Raw genomic sequence first — 22999 nt, 5'->3', positions numbered from 1 at the left:
GATCCACTTTAGTTTGTTATCTATAACAAGCTTTAATAAGAGTGATGAAATTTAAATCATTGCTTTGTAATTCAATCATTAGTATTGTGATCGACCGCTTTGTAAAAGCAACGCCTTGTATTGTAAGGAAATTGAATTGGAAAGATCATTGAAGTTTAATAATATCACCGGCCTATTTGCTGGACTTGCTGTGGTGATGATTTGGTCTGGTTGGATCATTATTTCAAAGTGGGGCGTCTCTCATGCATTAACGGTTTGGGATGTCACTGGAATTCGTTTTGCAACGGCTGGTACCTTAGTTTTTGTCTATGCTTTGTTAAGTAAAACTTCGCTTAAAGCTATTTTTACATGGCCGATCATTCTTTGTAGTCTTTGCTGTGGCACTTTTTATGTGTGTGCAAGTTTAATTGGATTGCTGATTTCTGATGCTGCTAATACAGGTGTTATTATTAATGGAACCTTGCCTATCATGTGCGCTGCCATTTTGTTTGTTTGGAAGCGTGGACGTTTAAACAACTCACAATACTTTGGTGTGTTATTAATTTTAGTGGCTAATGCTTTATTATTTACAAGCTCTGGTGGAGCGTCATTAAGTGCATTACTGTGGTTATTATTGGCTGCTTTTTTTATTGCTTTTTACTCTGTGTCTATGAAGATATGGCAAATTAATATTAAAACTATTTTAATTGCTGTGCCTTTGATTAACGCGATTTTCTTTACGCCTATTTGGTTTTTCTTACCTAGCCATTTTAACGTTGCACCATTCGATGAAATTTTACTGCAAGGTGTTTATCAAGGTGTAGTAGTAAGTATCTTAGCCTTGTTTTGCATGAGTTATTCAATCAACAAGTTAGGAGCGGTCTCTGCTTCTACTATTATGGCGTTGGTACCTATTGTTTCGGTGATTTTAGCGATGCTGTTTTTAGACCAGCACATGAGCTTACAAATGGCGGTTTCTATTATCATTTGTTCTGTTGGCATTGCCTGTTATAGCGGTTTACAGCCTTTTTTACTTTGGTTGAGAAAGGAAACTAAAATATAAAAATTAATTTAATCTTAGTCACTTAAAACGATTCCTAAATTCACATAGTAAATGCAGTTTCTTAAATAATTGATGTTTACTAGTGTGATTTTCTTATATTCCTAAATCCCTTAAAATTGATATTGTACTATTGACAACATTAAATTTTAAAAGGACAATTCTGTCTTGTTTTTTGAGCGGCACATCCTAAACAACATAGTACTAAATCTCATTTGCTATTTATAACACAGTACTCTCACTCCTGTGGTTACCTATTAATTCAAGGAATTTTCGTATGACCCTCTTTATATTAAACTTACTTCGTTGTCATTTACGTATGTTTACTGTCGTCATTTTGACTATTCTCTTATCTGCTTGTAGTGATAGTAAAAAAAGTAGTAATTCTGATAACGCCTCAGAGAGTAGTCCGGTTATTTTAACCACATTCAATCTAAATAGTATTGAATCTTCTGCTACTGATATTAAAACAATGAGTTTCTCATGGGAAACTGCAACCACAAATAATAATCAAACCACCACTTATACAATATGTGAAAAAGACGTATCACAAGTTAATAATTGTAATTCACTAGGCTCTGTGACAGATGAATTAACAGCAACAGTCGCGATACCTAGTTTAGTGAATGCCATGTCAACGGATTATTTTATTTTAGCGTCGTCGGGCAGCGAGTTTGAAGCTTCCTCTGAAGCAAATGTAAGTACAGACGAAATTACTAAAATGATTGGTTATTTCAAAGCCTCTAATGCAGGTGAAGGTGACTATTTTGGTGAAAATGGTGTTGCGCTTAGTGGTGATGGTCATACATTGGCTGTCGGTGCATATGGTGAAAGCAACTCTGCCTCGGGAGTGATAACTGACGGATCTGAAGTGTCTGATGCTGGTACGATTGATGAGTCTGGTGCCGTATATATATTCAGTAATGACAGTGGTAAGTGGGTACAGACGGCTTATGTTAAAGCATCCAACCCAAGCTCTTATAGTGGTTTTGGTTCTGATCTTGCCTTAAGTGATGATGGTACGACACTTGTTGTTGGCGCTTATGGTGAGAGCAATGATGCCGCAGGAGTGTTTATGGACTCTTCTGAGATTACGAATACCTCTACGCTTAATGAGTCCGGTGCCGCGTATGTATTTAATTACAATGATGGTGCTTGGACACAAAGTGCTTATATTAAAGCATCTATTCCAGGTGAAAGTGAGTACTTTGGTGGTAAAGTTGCTTTAAGTGGTGATGGGAATACGCTTGTTGTAACAGCGTCAGGTGACAATAATGGGTTGACTGGCGTTATAACCGATGGCTCAGAGACAACACAAGAGATTGGTACTGCAAGTGCATCTGGTGCAGTGTATTCATATAGTAAAAATGCAGATGGCTCTTGGGTACAGACGGCTTACATTAAAGCGCCTGAAACCACTGTGGCAGGCTTTGGCTTTGCTGCAGCTTTGAGCTTTAATGGTGATACTCTAGCGGTAGGCACTGCAGACGAACAAGTCTACATATTTAATGCTAGCAGTGATATTTGGTCGCAAACTACTTACCTTGAAGCGTCAAATAAGAGCAATAATGATTCTTTTGGTAGTAATCTTAGCTTAAGTCATGATGGAAATACGTTAGCTGTTAGTGCTTCCAAAGAAGATAACAGTGCAACCGGTATTTTTACAGATAATTCAGAAAGTACTGGGGATATAAGCAAAGAGAATGATTCAGGTGCCGTATACTTATTTACTAATAGTAGTGTTGGTTGGACTCAAAGTGCTTATATAAAGGCATCTAATACAGAAAGTTTAGACTATTTTGGTCGTAGTATTGCTTTAAGTGGAGATGGGAATACATTAGTGGTTGGTGCTTACCGAGAAGATAATAGTGCAACGGGTATTATTATTGATGGTTCTGAAAGCACAGCCACTGGCGGTGACATTGATACTGCCACTGATTCTGGAGCCGTATATCTATTTACTAATAATAATGGTGTTTGGGTTCAAAGTGCTTATATAAAGGCGTCTAATACCGGAGCAGGTGATGACTTTGGGGATGGGTTAGCGTTAAGTAATGATGGAACTACGTTAGCCGTTGGTGCCAGATTGGAAGACAGTAGTCAAACCGGCATTATTACAGATGGAACTGAAAATAAACAAACTGAAGAGGGAGGCGATGATACAGCTTATACCTCTGGCGCGGTTTATGTTTATTAGTAAAATACTTATTTAATAAAGCATATCCATATTGCAATCTTTGTTTAAGGCCAATCAATGTTAATTGATTGGCCTTTTTATTTTTTGAAGCTAATTAATCGGCTTTAAGCCATTTTTTCTACTAATTCAACCGCTTGACCAATGTATGAAGCAGGTGTCATTGCTTTAAGCTCTGTTTTCACTGCTTCTGGTAATTCTAGTGTATCGATGAATTCAGCCATTCCTGGGCCATCTACACGTTTACCACGTGTTAACTCTTTTAGTTTCTCGTATGGTTTTTCGATAGCGTAACGACGCATTACCGTTTGGATTGGCTCTGCTAGCACTTCCCAGTTTGCATCTAAATCTTTCAACATGTTAGCTTCGTTTGCTTCAAGCTTGCTAATACCTTTTAAGCTTGCTTCATAAGCGATAACAGAATAACCGATAGCAACACCTAAGTTACGTAATACCGTTGAGTCTGTTAAGTCACGCTGCCAGCGAGAAACTGGTAGTTTCGCTGCTAGGTGATCGAAGATAGCATTTGCTAGACCTAAGTTACCTTCAGAGTTTTCAAAATCAATTGGGTTTACTTTGTGTGGCATGGTTGAAGAGCCAATTTCGCCCGCAATTGTTTTCTGTTTGAAGTGACCAAGGCAGATGTAACCCCACACGTCACGGTCAAAATCTAACAAGATGGTATTGAAACGTGCGATCGCATCAAATAATTCTGCAATGTAATCATGTGGTTCGATTTGTGTTGTGAACGGGTTGAAGGTTACGCCTAAGCTAGTCACGAACTCTTCAGCAAAACCTTGCCAGTTAACTTCTGGGTAAGCGCTAAGGTGAGCATTGTAGTTACCAACAGCACCGTTAGTTTTACCTAGTTGCTCTGTCGCTTCAATTTGCTTAACTTGGCGCTGTAGACGAGCAACCACGTTTGCAAACTCTTTACCTAATGTTGTTGGAGAAGCTGGTTGACCATGTGTACGAGACATCATTGGCATTGCTTTGTATTCAATTGCTTTTTCTTTAATTGCATCAACGATACGGTTGCAGTAAGGCAAGATAACTTGGTTTTTAGCGGTCGCTAACATTAACGCGTGAGATAAGTTATTGATGTCTTCTGAAGTACAAGCAAAGTGAATAAATTCAGAAACTGCGTCTAATTCTGCTACATCTGCGACTTTTTCTTTTAAAAAGTATTCAACTGCTTTTACATCGTGATTGGTTGTTGCTTCGATGTCTTTAACGCGTTGTGCGTCTGCTTCATTGAAGTTTGCAACAATTGCATCTAAGTGAGCATTTGCTTCAGCAGAGAAAGCTGGAACTTCTGCGATACCATCTGTTTGTGCTAGTTTTTGTAACCAACGCACTTCAACTTGTACGCGGAATTTGATTAAACCAAATTCACTGAATATATCGCGTAAAATTGCAGTTTTGCTACCGTAACGGCCATCAACTGGTGATACAGCTGTTAGTCCTGAAAGTTCCATTTGTTGCTCCTAAATGTAAATAGTGAGTTGTTTTCCCATCTGAAAAAACGGATTAAGTTCGATGTAAGTTTAATTTTATTTGATGCACAATCGCTTTACGCGATAAGAATAGTTGACGGCGTTTACCACCCACTTGTCGCCATAATACGGCAGCACGCACGCCTGCTAATAATAGTGCGCGGATCTTATGTTGTGTATGCTCTTGCTGTAAATAGGTTGGGTTACCATTTACTTGAATTTTTGGACCTAGGTTACTGATTAGATCGCGATAAATTGAATCTAGATTACTTAGTACGCTATTGTCATCAATTTCAAAAGTGGCTAATTGACGATTGACTTGATTGATGCGCTCACCTAGTAAGTTTAATGTGCCTGAGTTCGCTGATAATTTGCGCTCTAATGCCAGTAGCCCTGCTACGTATTTAGTCACCTGAAGATTACGACTACCATTTTCATTGTCTAACTGCGTAATCACGGTTTGGTAGCCTAGTTTTAATGATTCGTGCCCACCAAATATTTCTAATGGTGATGAAGCATCTGTACGCATGATTGAATGTAATGAAGCGTTAAATGCGACTGCATCTGGACAAATACCTTTGCTTGCAATCTTATCAACTAAGTAAGCTGCTTGGCACATAGCAGCAAAAGCGATGCTGCGAGATTCTAGATTATGGTATGACATAATGAAACCACTTCTTATTTAATAAATGTTGATCAATATTGATGTTTATCTACGAACTAACTCTTGTTGTTATTTTTAGTTGTTTTAATTAATCATTTTTGTAAATGCTGTTCAATGATCGCACCACCTAAACAAACTTCGTCTAGATAGAATACGGCTGACTGCCCCGGTGTAACGGCTGCCTGTGGTTGGTCAAAAATAACCTCCAAGGTATCGTCATCAATCGGATTGACTGTACATGGAATATCAGTTTGGCGATAACGTGTTTTAACAGTACATTTGAAGTTTTCTGTTTTAGGCGTTCTATCTACCCAATCACATTGTTTTGCGATTAAACCATAAGAAAATAGAGCAGGGTGGTCAGCACCTTGTGCCACCAATAATCTGTTATTTTCCATGTCTTTACCCACAACGTACCAAGGATTTTCATTGGAGTTTTGTAAACCACCAATCCCTAAACCTTTACGTTGACCTAATGTGTGGTACATCAAACCTTGATGTTGACCAATCACTTCATTATCGGGTGTGACAATATCACCTGGCTGAGCAGGTAGATAGGTTTGTAGAAAATCAGTAAATTTGCGTTCACCAATAAAACAGATACCAGTACTGTCTTTTTTGTTATGAGTGACGAGATCTTGCTCTTCAGCAATACGGCGTACTTCAGGTTTTTCTAATTCGCCAACAGGGAAGAGTGTTTGTGCAATTTGCTCTCCACCTACTGCGTAAAGGAAGTAGCTTTGATCTTTATTGGTATCGAGTCCGCGTAGAAGTTGTGCTTTACCATCGACATCTCGACGACGACAGTAATGGCCTGTTGCAATAAAATCTGCGCCTAAGTCTTCAGCCGCAAATTCTAGGAAGGCTTTAAATTTAATTTCTTTATTACACATAATATCTGGGTTTGGCGTGCGGCCTGCTTTGTATTCTTCTAAAAAGTGTTCGAATACGTTATCCCAATATTCTGCTGCGAAGTTGATGGTATGTAGCTTGATACCTAACTTGTCACAAACTGCTTGTGCATCTTGAAGATCCTGAGCGGCAGAGCAATACTCATCAGTATCGTCTTCTTCCCAGTTTTTCATGAATAAGCCTTCTACTTGATAACCTTGCTGCTGCAATAAATAAGCAGATACAGAGGAATCAACGCCGCCGGAAATACCGACGATCACTTTAGTTTGGCTATTGTCTTTCATAAATTATTCTCCAACGAATTCAGCGCCAGATTTTAGCAGAATTCATGGCCAATTAAACTAATAATGTGACATCTGTTTAACAAATGAGGATTATTATTTATTGTGTTTATTTTATAAGGGAATTGGTGCATCAGATATGACGTTAAGCGAGGTTATTATTTGTCATTTAAAAGCTCAAGAAATAAACGGGTAGTAATGGTAACTACCCGTTTTGATTAAACCATTTAGGCTGAGCGTTTGGTTACTTCAAAACGTTCTGCTAATTGATTTAGACGTGCAATAGAGTTTTTCATTAAGGTAGTTTGACGTATTAATTGCTGCGACGAAACCTCCATTTCTACTGTCGTGTGTTGTGCTTCTTTTGCTGTTTCACCATGTAACTCACTGTTACTTGCGATTTGGTTCATGGTATTAAACATATCTTCAACAGCTGTTTTTAAGCTTAAGTTTCTATCGCCTGAATCCATTGCTAAATTGCTTTGGTCTACGTTAGTAACCCCTTGCTCCATATATTTCACTGCCATCTCAGATTCTTTACTGAGTTTAGACATGATATTGCCAATATGGTTGGCTGCTTCAGAGGTTTTAGTGGCAAGGTTACGCACTTCATCTGCTACCACAGAAAAACCTCGGCCATGTTCACCGGCTCTTGCTGCTTCAATCGCTGCATTTAATGCAAGTAGGTTAGTTTGGTCTGTAATGTCGGTGATCAAACCTACTATTGCGCCAATTTCTTTCATTTGATCATTCACATCATGAACGCTTTTAGAAGAAGCTAAAACAATCTCTTTAATTTTATTTGTATTTTCAAGGGCTTGTTTATATTCTTCCTGTGTTTTAGCGAACACATCAATCATCAATTCATTCATCAATTGTGCTGAATGCGTCGCATGCCCAATTTCATCTTGCTGACTGCCAGATAGAGTCAACATAGTCTCAATAGATTTGGTTGTGATTTGAGTAGAATTATCAACGCTAATACAGCGACGATGCATTGATTCGCTTACTTCTCTTACCTCGCTAGAGGCGTGGATCATTTCCCCTAACATGTTATCCAAACGATCGATAAAGCTGTTGATCCAACGTCCCATATCACCACATTCATCGGCGCTGAACTTAGAGGTATCAAAACGTTGATTTAGATTAGCATCTCCTTCCGCTAGCATTTGTACAACCGCATTCATTTCTCTTAAGCGTTCAGTAACGGGTCTGACTGCACAAATACAAAAACACATCATGGCAATAAACAAAGAAATACCTAAGGTGACAGTGCTTTGTAAATAAGAAAGTGCTAAGTAATGAGTTAATAATGAAGCTACTGTAAAAGTAAGTAAAACAGCTAAAGATAGCTTTTTACCTAAGGTATAGGTCAATGAGCGGTGTCGATATACTTCTTCTAAATCTGCTTCACACATCATTCCCCATACATCGGGAGACCCTTGTAATTGGAAGGTTATTCCTTTTCCTATTACTGGAATATGTCGATAATCGGAATAACCCGGGTAATCAACATATAAGTTGTCGCCGTTTTTAATGGTTTCTCTAACACCTGGATGCAATTCGTTGGTGGCTGGATCGGTAAAGCGAATTTCAAATTCTGTATGTGCTTTAATTTTCACGGTTCCCCAATCAGTATGTACACCTGATTTTAGGTTTTCTCCATGGGAAAATGCGTTATCTTCAAAGCGAGAACGTGATAAAGCGGTACCTGCGATAATGGAAGGATCTTGGTTTGATTTCACCATGAAAATGTAATTATCACCGGACTCGCCATAAATGTGGCCTGCTTCACGTTGAATAAGATCGCCCATTACATCGTTAGGTACACGAGCGCATAGGCAGCCAATGACTTGATCATCGACAACTAGTGGCTGATAGAACATTAATGTAACCGCATCATGAAATTTTGAACTTGATGGTCCGATACTTTCAGTTAATGGATCAATATAAGGGCCATGTAAAAAGGGAGACTGTAAGCCTTTATTAAGAATCTCTGTGTTGATAGTACGTGGAGATGAAGAATGTAAACTAGATGCGGCAAGTGTGCCATCGGTGGTTAATATAAATAATTCGGAGAAGTCATTGCCTCGTGCCAATAAACTTTGAAGATAGGTTTTCCATTCATCTTGTGATTTAGTGGCAAGATATAATGAAGCATCATTAAGAAAATTCCATTGGGTATTTACCCAAGATTTTAAAATATGTACCCGTGTTTCAGCGGTACTATTAAAGGTTTGCTCTAATACCTTTTTACGTCCTCGGTTTAACCAACAAGCTCTTCTTTGTGCAATCTTTCCTGTTGCACCAAATACTGGTAACCAATGTCGCTCTTTAGCTGACAGGTTCATATTTTATTCCTCATATAATAAAAACTGGCTAAACCCTATACATGAATGTAACAAAATGTAAGCACCAGATTGAAATTAAGAGGTATTATTTTGCTTTTATTGATTATTATTTGCTTTTTTGTTTTTTAGGATGGTGTTTATGTAAGTATTTGGTTATTTATTTGAAGGGGGATTTTAATAAAAGAGGGATTGTATTTACTTTAAATACAACCCGGATAATAGCTAATTTATTCGCTTGGGGTCGGAGCAACTCTCAATCGAGCTTCTTCTGCATCAAAGTACTCTTTATCTGCTAATAATTTACTTATCTGTAATACTGTGGTTTCGTCACTGCTTATTAATTTAACTAATCGCTGCTTACATTGTTCGATGATCGATTCATCATCTAATTCATAATATTGGCTGCAAAAAAATAGAGGAGGCAAACCATATGCGTAAGCTGTTAATTGTGAAAGATGCATTGCATTAAGTGATTGTGTTATTTGCTCTAGTGATTCTTGTATATTATTAATACCTTCTGGCATTTAATCTTGCTCCTTTTAGGAATATGATGAAGACTTTACAGCAAAAATGTTTTTATGTCCTTATTCGCCAAAAGAGGAAGAGAATAAAAATAAAATGAAAACAACTTCTTTGTCGGTGTCATTTAAATATGACATTAAGCAATGAATGACTTTATTAATGGTAGGTACGATGATGAACGATGAACAAAAAAGTAAAGTGCATGAAGCAATTATTAGTGATTTAACAACGCGTTATACTTCTAAGAAATATGATCCAAGTAAAAAAGTGTCAGAACAAGACTTAGCTGTTTTGTATCAAGCTTTGCGTCTTTCTCCTTCTTCTATTAATTCGCAACCTTGGAAGTTCATCGTTATTGAAAGTGATGCTGCAAAACAAAGAATGTTTGATTCTTTCGCGAATAAGCATCAATTTAATCAACCACATATTTTCGCTTGTTCTCATATTATTTTATTTGCACATAATCCTGCTTATACACGTGCAGATTATGAAAAGGTAGTCGACCAACATATTGTTGATAAACGCTTACCGGCAGAAAAAAAGGAAACAGCTTTTGGCTCTTATGCTTTTGCAGATATGAATACAGATTCAAATGGCAACAACGCGAATTGGACCAAGCCGCAGGTTTATATCGCATTAGGTAATGCAATGCATACTTTAGCGCGCTTAAAAATTGACTCTACTCCTATGGAAGGTGTTGATAGTGAACTCGTAAGTGAAATATTTGCTAAAGAATTAGGTGGGTATGAATGTGAAGTGGCTTTAGCCATTGGTTACCATGATCAATCTGAAGATTATAATGCAAAATTACCTAAATCTCGTTTAGCAATGGACAAAGTATTAATGGTTATTTAGTCATTTAAAAGTCTTTTTGTAGGCTTGTTTTTTTGAGCCTACTTTTACAATTCTACTTAAAGATACCTGCGTCACAATAATCTTCAATTTCAAGTGAAAAACGAAATCTCCATATTTTCTTCACATTGTTTAGTTATTTTTGCTTTATGATGACAATTATACCTTGATATAACTATCTGTTTTACTGTGAAACAGGCTTTTCTATGAGAATAAAAATAATGAATAAATTGAATGCTGTTATTATTAGTTTAATGTTGGTTTGGTTTAGTTCTAATACGTTAGCCCGTACCGCTCCGCCTACTCCTGTGCATACTGAAGAGGTTGCCATTCACCAAGTCTCTCAGTCTTTGTCTCTTATTGGGAAGCTACAATCTAAACAGTTCGTGAGTATTGCTTCAGAAGTTTCTGCAAAGGTGATCAAAATTAATGTGGAAGCTAATCAGAAAGTTAAAAAGGGGCAATTATTAATTGAATTAGATGCGTCAAAAGCAAATGCTCTCTTAGCTGAAGCCAATGCTTATTTAATCGATGAAAAAAGAAAGCTAAAAGAATATCAGTTACTAATCAAAAAGCAGGCCATTACACAAACTGAATATAATGCGCAATTGGCTACGGTAGAAATTGCCAATGCACGTTTGTTAGCAGCTCAAGTGCTGGTGGATAATCACAGTATCATGGCTCCTTTTTCGGGTACGATTGGTTTAATCGATTTTAGTGAAGGTAAGTTGGTTTCTGTAGGTGAAACTTTATTAACATTAGATAACCTTGCTGAAATGACATTGGACTTACCTGTTCCTGAGCGTTACCTCTCTATGTTAAATGTAGGAATGGATGTGTCTGCTGTAAGTCGAGCATGGAAAAACACAACTTTTACTGGATATGTTAAAGCAGTGGATTCTCGTGTTAACTCAGATACCTTAAACCTACGTGTACGATTATTATTTAATAATAACAATGAGCAATTAAAACCGGGCATGATGTTGTCATCGACTTTGGTTTTTGATGCGATAGACGCACCTATTATTCCAGTTCAAGCGCTAGAATACTCAGGGACTAAACGCTTTGTGTATGTACTTAAAGAAGCCGCTAAAGCGCCGAAAGAGAAAAAAGCAGATTCAGCAGAAACAGCTAAGCCTGCTCAAAAAGGCCGCGCAGGTCAGAAGGGCGGAGCGAATACTAAAGCATACACAGTCGAGCGCAGACAAGTTGTATTAGGCGCACGTATTGGTGACCAAGTGTTAATTGAATCGGGTTTAGAGTTAGGTGAGCGAATTGTTGTGCAAGGGTTAGTCAATATGCGTGATGGTTTAAATGTGACAGACTTAACTCAAGCAACGGCTTCTACTGAGAAGGATGCTAAATAATGTGGTTATCTGATACTTCGGTAAAAAGGCCAGTCATGGCCATAGTGTTAAGCCTGTTGTTATGTGTTTTTGGTATTGTTTCATTTACTCAGTTATCTGTACGAGAAATGCCAGACGTTGAAAATCCTGTTGTCTCTATTACCACAACTTATACTGGTGCAAGCGCAACTATCATGGAAAGCCAAGTGACTGCTGTTATTGAGCAGCAAGTGACAGGAATCAGTGGCATTGATGAAGTTAAATCAGTAACGCGAAATGGTCGTTCTCGTATCACAGTTACTTTCGATCTCGGCTGGGATTTAACTGAAGGTGTGAGTGATATTCGTGACGCCGTAGCAAGAGCCGAACGTGCCTTACCTGATGAAGCTAATGAACCTATAGTTTCTAAAAACAATGGTTCGGGTGAACCTTCCATATATATTAATCTTAATTCCACCACCATGGACAGAACACAGCTAACTGATTATGCACAGCGTTCATTAGTTGATCGTTTCAGTTTAATAAGTGGAGTGAGCTCGGTTAATTTATCGGGTGGTTTATATAAAGTCATGTACGTTAAGTTATTCCCTGAATTGATGGCAGGGCGTTCAGTGACGACTAGCGATATTGTTAGCGCCTTACAAACTGAAAATGTTGAAAGCCCCGGCGGTGAAGTACGTAACGACACCACAGTGATGTCAGTGAGAACCGCTCGTTTATATGCAGAGCCAGAAGATTTTGATTATTTAGTAGTACGTACCGCGAATAATGGCGATCCTATTTATTTAAAAGATGTTGCACAGGTTTATATTGGTGCAGAAAATGAAAGTTCATCCTTTAAAAATAACGGAATTGTTAACTTAAGTTTAGGTATTGTGGCTCAGTCTGATGCGAACCCATTAGAGGTTGCTGCTGCGGTGCGTAAAGAAGTTGATAATATTCAACAGTTTCTGCCTGAAAATACGCAATTGCAGGTGAATTACGACTCAACTATTTTCATCGAACGTTCTATTGAAGAAGTTTACAGTACCTTGTTATTAACGGGGGGATTAGTTGTGCTTGTGCTTTATATCTTCATTGGGCAAGCTCGAGCAACGATTATTCCAGCGATAACAGTACCTGTTTCACTAATCTCTTCTTTTATTGCGGCATCTTACTTTGGTTTCTCCATCAACCTGATCACCTTAATGGCCCTTATTCTGTCTATCGGACTGGTTGTTGATGATGCGATTGTTGTGGTTGAAAATATATTCCACCATCTTGAAAAAGGTGAAAAGCCATTAATGGCAGCTTATAAGGGGACTCGCGAAGTTGGGTTTGCTGTTATTGCAACCACGTTAGTATTGGTCATGGTTTTCTTACCTATTTCCTTTATGGATGGCATGGTTGGATTATTATTTACTGAATTCTCAGTGCTCTTATCTATGTCGGTTATTTTCTCATCCTTCATCGCATTAACGCTGACACCTGTGCTTGCAAGCAAAATGCTTTCTGAAAAACAGCAAAAAAATCGTTTTAATCTTTGGATTGATAAACAATTCCATCGCATAGAAAATGTTTATCGTGCTGGTTTAGTTCATGCTTTAAAAGCACGTTTAGCAGCGCCATTGATTATCCTTTCTTGTATTGGTGGCAGTTATTTCTTAATGCAACAAGTACCTTCGCAATTAGCACCTAAAGAGGATCGTGGTGTTATTTTTGCTTTTGTAAGAGGCGCTGAAGCAACAAGTTATAACCGCATGACAACTAATATGGATTTAGTTCAAGAGCGCCTTATGCCATTACTTGGTAAAGGTGTGATTAAATCTTTTAGTACTGAAGCTCCTGCCTTTGGTGGTAATGCTGGTGACCAAACTGGTTTTGTTATCATGGTGTTAGAGGATTGGAATGATAGAACCGTTCCCGCGAGTGAAGCGCTGGGTATAGTGCGAAAAGCATTACAAGGTTTACCTGATGTACGAGTTAGACCTTTATTACCAGGATTTAGAGGTGGGTCTGGTGACCAAATTGGATTCGTATTAGGTGGTTCGGATTATTCGGAACTAGAAGAATATGCAAATTTATTAAAACAACACGCTGAAGCCGACGGCATGTTAGTAAATGGCGATTTGGATTATTCAGAAAAGACACCAGAGTTAGTGGTTAACTTAGATAAACAACGCGCTGCAGAGTTAGGTGTGAGCCTTAAAGAAGTGTCTGAAACATTAGAGATCATGCTTGGCGGAACTAGCGAGACTACCTATGTCGAGCGTGGTGAAGAATATGATGTTTATCTACGTGGTGATGAAGATAGTTTCAATAATGTTAGTGATTTAAGCCAGATTTATATGCGTACCGATGACGGCGAACTAATCACATTAGATACCATTGCTGATATTGAAGAAATTGCTTCAGCCAATCGACTCTCTCGTTATAACAAACAGAAGTCTATTACTCTTGGAGGCGAAGCTGCAGAAGGTAAGTCGATAGGTGAAGTATTAGATTACTTAGATGCTAAAGCAATAGAGTTATTACCAGTGGATATTAATATTTCCTATAGCGGTGAATCTAAGCAATATAAAGAAAACCGCAGTAGCGTGTTAATTGTATTTGGTTTAGCGTTGCTGGTGGCTTATTTAGTTTTAGCAGCTCAATTTGAAAGTTTTATTAACCCACTAGTGGTTATGTTTACTGTTCCAATGGGGGTGCTAGGTGGATTCATTGGTATGGTTATAATGACTCAAGGTTTAAATATTTACAGTCAAATCGGCATGATCATGTTGATAGGTATGGTAACTAAAAATGGTATCTTGATTGTTGAATTTGCGAACCAACTGCGAGATCGTGGGCTTGAATTAGAAACGGCGATCCTTGATGCTTCTGTGCGTCGTTTACGTCCTATTTTAATGACTGCATTTACAACCTTAGCGGGAGCCATTCCATTAATTACTTCAACGGGCGCGGGATCGGAAAGTCGTATTGCAGTAGGGACGGTTATCTTCTTCGGGATGGCCTTTGCGACAGTGGTCACTTTATTTGTTATCCCTGCAATGTATCGCTTAATTTCAGGTAATACACATTCACCGGGCCATGTAGAAAAATTATTAAATGAAGAATTACGTTTAAGTAAGTAAATGTAATCTTTATCTGTAAAAAGCGAAGTTGAAAGACTTCGCTTTTTTTATACATGAGTTTTATTATTTTCCTGAAATTAGATTAATTCATTTAGTGAGAATCACTATTTAATGTTAAATTACAGCGGAAAAGTTAATTTTATTCATATCATAAACAGGTAACAATATGCTCAAATTCATTTTAATAGTATTAATTCTAATACTTGCATTTTTTATTTTTCAACGCATGAACTCAGGTAAAAATGCTTCTGAAAACATTCAGTTAGGAGAGGTGTATTTAACTGCAAATGCAACCCAAGAAGGTGTTATCAGCACTGATTCTGGTATGCAATATATCGTATTAGAAAAAGGTGAAGGCACAGTTCACCCTACGGCTGAAAGTAATGTTGAAGTTCATTATCATGGAACTTTAATGGACGGCACTGTCTTTGATAGCTCTGTGGATCGCAATAAAACAATTTCTTTTGGATTAAAGCAGGTCATTCCAGGATGGACAGAAGGTCTTCAGTTGATGGTTGAAGGTGATAAATTCCGTTTTTACATCCCAAGTAAACTTGCTTATGGAAATCGAGGTGTAGGTAAAATACCTGCTGGCTCATTATTGATTTTTGAAGTGGAATTAATAAAAATTAATAACTAAGAGCAACTTAAAAGCATAAAATCCTTCAGGGTTTTATGCTTTTAACGGCTTTGAATCTTAATTGCAAAGTAATTCATATTGTTGAGAAAAGCGTTCTCCAAGACCATCATCAGGTGCTACATCTGCTGCTAATGCAAGCACATAATCACGCTCTCCCTGTGACGCTCCTGCCGCTAATATATTCCCCTTACATCGTTTTGCGATTTGCTCTGAAACTTGCATTTCTTGCTCATTTAACCAAGACATATCTACATAATAAGTCGGATCATAAATAAACAATTTAAAGTTGTTTTGTGAAAAAACGACAGGCTTAGATAAAGGGATCTCAAAGCTCAATATCAATTTATCTTGTTTTCGTATTAATTGAGGGTAACGAGCAGCTTTAAAGCGAACAGGTGATTCATTCGCATAAAAGTAGGTAAAGTAATGCTCGTTATACATATTGTTAACCACACCTTCAGCAAGCCTCTGTAATGTCTTTTCGATATGCTCCGCACTTGTATCTTCACCTTGTAACATATACTCAGAGGTCTCTTGATCAAAAGTCCAAGTCATATACAAAGAAGTGATATGCGTATCGTTGCTGTTGATATAAGTGTTTGTATCAACCCAAGAGTGTGGATGAGCAGAAGCGAATATTGGTACAAATAAGCAACAAATCAAAAGTAATTTTTTAAATAAAATGCGAGTTAAAGAAAAAAGGTAAGCTAGCATATGAATCTCTTAAAATATGACAATGTAAAGAATTGCGATAAAAGAACTCAGCACTCAATGCTCTATTAATAAAGACATTGAGAGCCAGCGTTTAACTATTATCTTTTTTTATTTTGTAATAATAACTCATGTTCAAATTCGTCTGGGAAGAAAATTAAACCATTGAGGTCTTTATCAGGGAATACAACAATAGATAGTTCATCTTCTTCTAAACCTTGTGTCCAACGTTGACGCCATTTTTCTAAGCTAATTGCTTCTGCTTTACAGTGAGACCATTCTTCAGTCGCCCAATCTTCCGCAAACTCTTTATTTGGCCAAACTGGTACACAGTCTTCATCTTCAGTATTAAGCATCACACAACCGTGCTCATCAATTAACAACCAAACTTGTTGTTGTTTATTCACTTCTTTACAAAGGTATTGAAAGCGTTGTTGTTGGTCTAATTTTAGAATTTCTTTAATACGTTCAGGGGGTAAAGCGTTCATGATATATCCACTCTTAATTAAGTATTGTTTTAGCTTAAAGTAAATAATTAATTTTACTAGCATTGTGAATAAAGTTGTAATGAATAACGAGCATTTAGCTATCTCAATAGTAATAGTGGGCTGTTTAATTGTATTTTAAAAGTATTATTAAAATAAAAAAGTGTCTATAAAAGTACTTAGTAAGTTGATTTCTTGTACTTTTTCGTTGATTTTTCAGTCTATTCAGTTACCTTTAATAGCCTGAATTTAAATAATACCGATTGCGTTAAATATGTTATTTAAATTTTACGAAGGAAAAACAGTTGAATTCAAGGCATAAATTGACACCTTTCGAGAGGTTAACTTCGTTAACCTTCTATCGGTAGTTTTAAATAAAACACTTTAATAATTTAATGGCAGTCCCTTTACGACATCTACAAAATAAAAGTATAACGGAGAAGTGGGCTGTTTTAGCCAGTAAAATAGATAAGCTATTTATCGTGATTGGTATAATAATAATAACTCTTCTTCTTAATTGTGAATTAGCCCATATTATTTATTCTTAACGCCATATCATCAACTTGTATTCATAGTAAGCATAAACAATAGGTTTTTAAGAGGTGTTATGTTTCATAGTATAAAAGCCAAAGTGGTTACTACTTATTCTCTGCTTATGATCGCCTTTATTTCTTTGCTTTTATTAGCCGTTTTTGTGAATGAAAGAGATAATATTCTTAAATTAGAATTAGAAAACTCTTCTGAAATATCTAAAATGCATGCCGCATTATTAAGCAAAGAGTTCGCTAAATATGTGGCTATGTTGCGCATGCTTAGCGACGATCCTCAAATAAAGTCCAATGATCAAGCTGCAATCATTCACAAATTGCAGAGGTTAATAAATATTGGTAATGGAGATTTTATTAATGCGATTTATGTTGATAATGAATTAAATTTAACTGATGCTTCTGGCGGCCACCATAAAGTGGACCATCCCTTGTTTTTACGTAACGAGCAATGGGAAAACAAAACATATAATATTACGGTTCCTCTTTATAGCCGCTTTACCCCAGATCCTGTTGTTATTGTTGCCGTTCCTCGTTTAGATATTAATAATAAATGGCTTGCCACCTTGGCTGTCGCTGTTCCACTCGGGGTTATTTCTAATAAACTATCGAGCATTAAATTATCAAAAGGCAGCTTTGCGTGGTTAACTGATTCTAACGATCTTGTTGTTTCTCATCCAATACAAGACTTTGTAATGAAAGTGACTTTACAAGAGGAAGAAAGCGAAACTTTTCCTGGATTTTATAAAATAACAAAACAAACCAGAAAACAGTACGATGGATACGGACAATATCTAGACATGATAAATAATGAATCCAAAATAGTGACTTTCTCAAAAATCGATTATTTGCCTGGCTGGAACTTTTTTATTACAACCAACGAGTCTGAGGTTTTTCGAGAAATTAACAATATTATGCGCAATATATTGATGATTTCTATTTTGTTAACGGCGATTTTTTTATTATTAATCAGTCGTTTGTCTAATAGAATAACCAAGCCTATCGTAGAGCTAACCAAAAGTGTAAAAGAAGCGAAAAATGGAAATGATTTAATCCTAGTAAATGCTAAAGATGAAATCGGAGAGCTCTCGAAAGCTTTTTACGATAGTGCACAAAAAATATATCATCATACAACCAATCTAGAACAAATGATTGTTTATAGAACTCAAGAGATCTCTAACAAAAATCAACTGCTTAGTGAGCAGAATGATAAGCTTGAAGAGCTTGCTTCGAAAGACTCTTTAACTCAACTTTATAATCGCCGCGCTTTTAATGTCTTAGTTGAAAAAGAAATTTCTCGCGCCAGCAGACATGGCCACAGCATGACCTTGGTTTTGTTGGATATCGATGACTTTAAAGCGATTAACGACAAGTGTGGTCATAATGTTGGAGATGATGTTTTACGTCGTGTTGCAACGGTTTTACTTTCTAACGTGCGTAAAGAAAACATTGTTTGCCGTTGGGGGGGAGAAGAATTTGTTATTCTCATTCCAGAAACAACTTCCGATGTGGTTTTTGATCATATGGAAACAATTCGTAAAACAATTGAAGGAATGGATTTTTCACCCGCTAACAAGGTTACTTTCAGTGCGGGAATGGCAACGATGTTAATTGATGAATACTTTGAAGATTGGCTGCAGAGAGCCGATAGAGCCTTGTACCGAGCTAAAGTGACAGGAAGAAATAAAATAATAAAAGCGTGATATATACCGTATATCCACTATATTCCGTCTCTCTATAACTGGTAAATTTAATTTTTTTCTGTAGCGTTCATACATTATAAAAAATTAGATAATTAATATTCAATTTGTAATTAGATGATAACTAGCTCACCTATGAGCGTTTAAGTCCAAAGATCATGTCACCTTTATAAGCTAATTGATTTGTTTGCAGCTTAACCACTTTCGTCGACCTTTCATAACATTTCTAACCCAGTGATGGTTTTTTGAGTGTATGTCACTCCAGTTACGATGAGGAATAGTAAAAAGAACTATCGATATAAATAAAGTAAATAGTAATATAAACAATTGTAAATAATGATATAAGTTGTGATATAAAGAATTGTTGAAAGAGTCAAATTTATACTCAAACATGATTAAAGGTGTACTGTTGCTCGCAAATTTTTGTGCTATTATTTTTAGAAAATTAATGTGCTAAAAGTAAGCTATTTATCGTGATTGGTATAATTATTAATCACAAATAAGAACAATGCAGTTTAGAGTTTAATAGCGGTTTAATTCGTGATTAATTAGATAAAATTTCCATTTAGTTTAGAGGAATACATGCCTACAAAAATAGAACCGACTATCTGGACCGCATCAAAAGGTATTGCCGCTAATTCTGATCTAAGCTTGTTTTTGGGCGACAAAGTAAAAAAAATACAAAGGGGATTTATTCGGAATCGTCCTTTAATTTTGGAAAAAGATCGAGTGGTTGGTTGGGGTAATAAAAAAATACAATTAAAGCCAAACAATTCGCCATTCAAAATAATTTAGATTACTTGTCCTTAGAAGATGGTTTTATTGGTTATTTAGGTCACCCAACGGATAAGTCAAAGCGCTTATCATTGATTCAAGATAAAACAGGCATCTACTACGACGCGACACGATCTAATGAGCTTGAATTGTTATGCTTGTCGTTAAAACAATGGTTTACTCCTGAGCTAGAAAAACGGGGGCAAAGGTTATGTCAACAGCTTACTGAAATTGGAATCTCCAAATATAATCATAAACGAAACTCTCTTCCACAATGGTTAGCGGATCAAGCTGAACATAGTGTTATTTTAGTCGTCGATCAAACAGCTGGTGATATGTCTGTTGAATATGGCTTAGGCTCTACTCAAGCATTCACGCAAATGATTTCCGATGCATTGGCTGATTATCCAGAGCACTTGGTCATCGTTAAAACCCATCCCGATGTTATTAAAGGTAAAAAACAAGGTTATCTTGATACTACTACTTGTTCGGATTCTAGAGTGCGGTTATTAGCTGATGACTGCGAAATTAAAGCACTGTTCAACAAGGTTGAACGAGTTTATACCGTTACTTCACAATTAGGTTTTGAAGGGTTGTTATATGGGGTACCTGTTCATTGTTATGGCATGCCTTTTTATGCCGGCTGGGGATTAACGATAGATAAGCAAATTTGCGAACGACGTACTCAGAAATTAACATTGACTGAGCTTATTAGTGCCGCGTTAATAAAGTATCCAGATTATTTAAATCCTGAAACAAGCGAATTGTGTGAAGTAGAGACAATTATAGATTGGTTGACACTGCAATTGAATATTCAAGGTGAAACAGTAGACGTTTGTTATGCGTTCTCTTTTTCTCTTTGGAAGCGTGCTTTTATAAAACAGTTTGTCGGACGTATGGCAAAAAAAGTTGTTTTTATTAACAACCAAAATAAGTTAAAAAAAATAGTCTCATCAACATCCAATGTAGCGGTTTTATTGTGGGGAGCGAATCACAGCGAGTGGGTAGCAGAGCTGAAAAAATCCTGTCCAGTATGGTTTATTGAGGATGGTTTTATTCGTTCAATTGGACTCGGTGCGGATTTACGTCGACCTTCATCCTTAGTGATTGATAAACAGAGTATGTATTATGTCCCCGATAAGCCATCTGATATCGTTGATATTCTTAATACAATCGAGCTAACAGAAGAGCAAAATTTACGAGCGCATCGACTCGCTCAGTCAGTCGTTGAACGTGCTGTAAGCAAATACAATGTTGGGGAAAAGCATTTATCCGATGCCGCATTGGCTACAATGCAAACCTTGCATAAGTTATCAGCAAGCCAGCAAGAAATAATTTTAGTACCTGGGCAATTTGAGCAAGATCAGTCAATCGCTAATAGTCGTGGAACAATAAAAACGAATTTAGCTTTGTTAAAGCAAGTACGTCAAGATTACCCCGATAGCCTCGTTATCTATAAAGAACACCCCGATCTCTATTCTGGTGTTAGGCCTGGAGCGCTTGGTGAAGAAGCTGCCTTAGCGTTTGCTGATGTTTATCTTGCGGACGTGGATATCACTTCCGTGTTGGAATTGTGCGATAGAGTGTGTACATTAACCTCTTTGACTGGATTTGAAGCGTTGCTCAGAGGAAAAAAAGTTAATACCTATGGTTCACCATTTTATGCAGGTTGGGGTTTAACCACTGATCTACTCGATTTTGTGGAACGTCACAATAAATTAACCTTAAATCAATTAGTTTTTGCCACTTTAATTATGTACCCAAAATACGTTGATTGGACGACAGGATTATTAACATCGCCAGAAAGAGTGATTGATTTGTTAACTGCAATGCGCAGCAATAACACTTTGCAAAGTAGATCTTTGAAAAGTACCAAGCTCTCTCGATTCATCCGCAAAATCCGTTACCTCTACGAAGCGATGTACTTGAAATGAAAATGAAAAATATACTGTTTTTACAAGGGCCACTTGGTCCATTTTTTAAAAAATTCGCACACTATGTCTCAGCACAGGGTCACCAAACCTATAAAATTAACTTTAACGGAGGTGATAGACATTATTCAGGAGCGGATCATGTTTTTGAATATGTGGATGAAAGTGAAAAATGGCATGCATATTTAAGCGATTTTATTAAAGAGCATAGCATTGCGACAGTGATTGTTTATGGTGACTGTCGCTTCTACCATAAAATCGCCAAACAGGTAGCAACTGAATGTGGGATCGATTTTTGGGCATTGGAAGAAGGCTACCTTCGAATGGGGTTTGTGACATTGGAAAAAGATGGGTGTAATGCAAACTCTTCTTTATTCAATCATCCTGAAAAATTTCAAGCGATACAACCTCAAGCAATAAAAAGCTCATTGATGGTAGGTCCTACTTTTGCTCAGCGAGCTTGGTTTGCGACTATCTATTATCTTTATATACACTTTACAAAAAAAGTGTACCGTCATTATTCTCATCACCGTCCATGGACGATGCCACAAGAAACGATTTTTTGGCTAAAAAGCTTTAAACAAAAGTGGTTTTCTAAATTAGGTGATTCGAAACGTTATAAACGATTTATTAAGCAATATGATAAACAATTTTTTCTTTTGCCTTTACAAGTTGAAGTGGATTTTCAATTAAGAGAACATTCTCGTTTTGAATTTGTTACAGAAGCCATTTCAGAAATAATGCATTCTTTTGCCGTAAATGCAGGCCCTGAGCAAGCATTATTAATAAAGCATCATCCGCAGAATCGTGGTTTTGCACATTATGGCGAGTTTATTAAACAATTAACTAATGAGTTGGATTTAGGCGACCGAGTCTTGTATGGGCATGATTTTAACTTGCCAGATATTTATAAGCATGCAAAAGGAGTGGTCACCGTTAATAGTACAGTTGGACTTTCTGCTTTAATACATAGTTTACCCACTATTGCCTTAGGCAAAGCGATTTACAATATTGAAGGGCTTACTTATGGCAAAAATTTGGATGAATTTTGGCAAGATAGTTTCAAAGTTGACTCTCTATTATTTGCTAAATTTAGAACTTATCTTTGCCAACAGAGTCAGATTTCTGGTGACTTTTATAAGCGTTCTGAAAAACTAGCAGAAAACTTATATTTAAAAATTAATTCAGCTTGTCGTTCAAAAAAATAATGAAATGACCCCATGTAAAAAAAGAGAATGCAGATGGGGAATATGAAAACTCCCAACTGCATCTGATTTTAGGTTCGCTCTTCATTTTAGTTGACCTTAGTTTTGGTTGATAAGAGATAGCGATTCCCCTATTATCACACTCTTATAAAATAATTATATGTTGTTGGTTTGTTTTCCTACAGTGAATTGAAAAATAGAAAAAGAAAATAACCAATACCCATTAATTGCAAAAATT

At 36.8% G+C, this 22999-nt stretch carries 17 protein-coding genes; 10 read left to right on the top strand and 7 right to left on the bottom strand.

The annotated features are described in order from the left end of the window. Nucleotides 1-136: 136 nt before the first annotated feature. Complete coding sequence (locus E2R67_RS03195) at nucleotides 137-1042, top strand: DMT family transporter (RefSeq protein WP_134289492.1); 906 nt, start codon at nucleotides 137-139, stop codon at nucleotides 1040-1042. A 274-nt stretch (nucleotides 1043-1316) separates the two neighbouring features. Then, nucleotides 1317-3236 (top strand): hypothetical protein, encoded by a 1920-nt coding sequence (locus E2R67_RS03190; RefSeq protein WP_208379447.1) that lies wholly within the window; start codon nucleotides 1317-1319, stop codon nucleotides 3234-3236. Between the two features lie 104 nt (nucleotides 3237-3340). On the opposite strand, the gene purB is transcribed toward E2R67_RS03190, so the two are convergent. The 5 genes from purB to E2R67_RS03165 form a co-directional block, all read right to left on the bottom strand. Next, the gene (purB, locus tag E2R67_RS03185; protein WP_134289491.1) at nucleotides 3341-4711 is read right to left on the bottom strand and encodes an adenylosuccinate lyase; all 1371 of its coding nucleotides are present in this window, start codon (nucleotides 4709-4711) and stop codon (nucleotides 3341-3343) included. A gap of 52 nt (nucleotides 4712-4763) precedes the next feature. After that, nucleotides 4764-5393, bottom strand: a complete 630-nt coding sequence (gene hflD / locus E2R67_RS03180; protein ID WP_134289490.1) for a high frequency lysogenization protein HflD — start codon at nucleotides 5391-5393, stop codon at nucleotides 4764-4766. Nucleotides 5394-5485: 92 nt separating this feature from the next. Then, entirely contained in the window at nucleotides 5486-6589 is a 1104-nt protein-coding gene (gene mnmA / locus E2R67_RS03175; RefSeq protein WP_134289489.1) for a tRNA 2-thiouridine(34) synthase MnmA, read from the bottom strand. Nucleotides 6590-6813: 224 nt separating this feature from the next. Beyond that, nucleotides 6814-8937 (bottom strand): methyl-accepting chemotaxis protein, encoded by a 2124-nt coding sequence (locus tag E2R67_RS03170; protein WP_134289488.1) that lies wholly within the window; start codon nucleotides 8935-8937, stop codon nucleotides 6814-6816. 227 nt (nucleotides 8938-9164) lie between these two features. After that, nucleotides 9165-9461 carry a hypothetical protein gene (locus tag E2R67_RS03165; RefSeq protein ID WP_134289487.1) on the bottom strand — a complete coding sequence of 99 codons (297 nt, stop codon included), beginning with the start codon at nucleotides 9459-9461 and terminating at the stop codon, nucleotides 9165-9167. A gap of 172 nt (nucleotides 9462-9633) precedes the next feature. Here E2R67_RS03165 and E2R67_RS03160 point away from each other — a divergent pair, with 172 nt between their 5' ends. The 4 genes from E2R67_RS03160 to bamJ all read left to right on the top strand — a co-directional run bounded on the left by E2R67_RS03160 (nucleotide 9634) and on the right by bamJ (nucleotide 15410). Next, nucleotides 9634-10314: a nitroreductase family protein gene (locus E2R67_RS03160; protein ID WP_445177027.1), complete on the top strand. Its 681-nt coding sequence runs from the start codon at nucleotides 9634-9636 to the stop codon at nucleotides 10312-10314. 215 nt (nucleotides 10315-10529) lie between these two features. Beyond that, complete coding sequence (locus tag E2R67_RS03155) at nucleotides 10530-11678, top strand: efflux RND transporter periplasmic adaptor subunit (protein WP_445177026.1); 1149 nt, start codon at nucleotides 10530-10532, stop codon at nucleotides 11676-11678. Further along, nucleotides 11678-14770, top strand: a complete 3093-nt coding sequence (locus E2R67_RS03150) for a multidrug efflux RND transporter permease subunit (protein WP_134289485.1) — start codon at nucleotides 11678-11680, stop codon at nucleotides 14768-14770. The genes E2R67_RS03155 and E2R67_RS03150 overlap by 1 nt, the downstream gene beginning before the upstream one ends. A 166-nt stretch (nucleotides 14771-14936) precedes the next feature. After that, entirely contained in the window at nucleotides 14937-15410 is a 474-nt protein-coding gene (gene bamJ, locus E2R67_RS03145) for a BamJ family beta-barrel-assembly machinery protein (RefSeq protein ID WP_134289484.1), read from the top strand. A 57-nt stretch (nucleotides 15411-15467) separates the two neighbouring features. Here bamJ and E2R67_RS03140 read toward each other — a convergent pair whose 3' ends face one another. Together E2R67_RS03140 and E2R67_RS03135 are read right to left on the bottom strand one after the other, a co-directional pair. After that, entirely contained in the window at nucleotides 15468-16124 is a 657-nt protein-coding gene (locus E2R67_RS03140; RefSeq protein WP_134289483.1) for a DUF1007 family protein, read from the bottom strand. A gap of 98 nt (nucleotides 16125-16222) precedes the next feature. Continuing rightward, nucleotides 16223-16612, bottom strand: a complete 390-nt coding sequence (locus E2R67_RS03135; RefSeq protein ID WP_134289563.1) for a DUF2750 domain-containing protein — start codon at nucleotides 16610-16612, stop codon at nucleotides 16223-16225. 601 nt (nucleotides 16613-17213) lie between these two features. Here E2R67_RS03135 and E2R67_RS03130 point away from each other — a divergent pair. The 4 genes from E2R67_RS03130 to E2R67_RS03120 all read left to right on the top strand — a co-directional run bounded on the left by E2R67_RS03130 (nucleotide 17214) and on the right by E2R67_RS03120 (nucleotide 22764). Further along, nucleotides 17214-18854 (top strand): sensor domain-containing diguanylate cyclase, encoded by a 1641-nt coding sequence (locus E2R67_RS03130; RefSeq protein ID WP_134289482.1) that lies wholly within the window; start codon nucleotides 17214-17216, stop codon nucleotides 18852-18854. A 579-nt stretch (nucleotides 18855-19433) separates the two neighbouring features. After that, a complete protein-coding gene (locus tag E2R67_RS16815; protein ID WP_243836939.1) occupies nucleotides 19434-19646 on the top strand; it encodes a hypothetical protein in 213 nt (70 codons plus the stop codon). Nucleotides 19647-19651: 5 nt separating this feature from the next. Further along, on the top strand, nucleotides 19652-21559 hold the full coding sequence (locus tag E2R67_RS03125) for a capsule polysaccharide biogenesis protein (protein WP_243836938.1): 1908 nt from the start codon (nucleotides 19652-19654) through the stop codon (nucleotides 21557-21559). Next, nucleotides 21556-22764 (top strand): capsule polysaccharide biogenesis protein, encoded by a 1209-nt coding sequence (locus E2R67_RS03120; RefSeq protein ID WP_134289481.1) that lies wholly within the window; start codon nucleotides 21556-21558, stop codon nucleotides 22762-22764. Before E2R67_RS03125 ends, E2R67_RS03120 begins: the two co-directional genes overlap by 4 nt. The last annotated feature ends 235 nt before the right edge of the window (nucleotides 22765-22999 follow it).

This window comes from Psychromonas algicola (genome assembly GCF_004378355.1).
In the GTDB taxonomy this organism is placed as follows: Bacteria; Pseudomonadota; Gammaproteobacteria; order Enterobacterales; family Psychromonadaceae; genus Psychromonas.
Note: the sequence above shows the minus strand (reverse complement) of the source record. Positions and strands in the feature narration are given on the sequence as shown.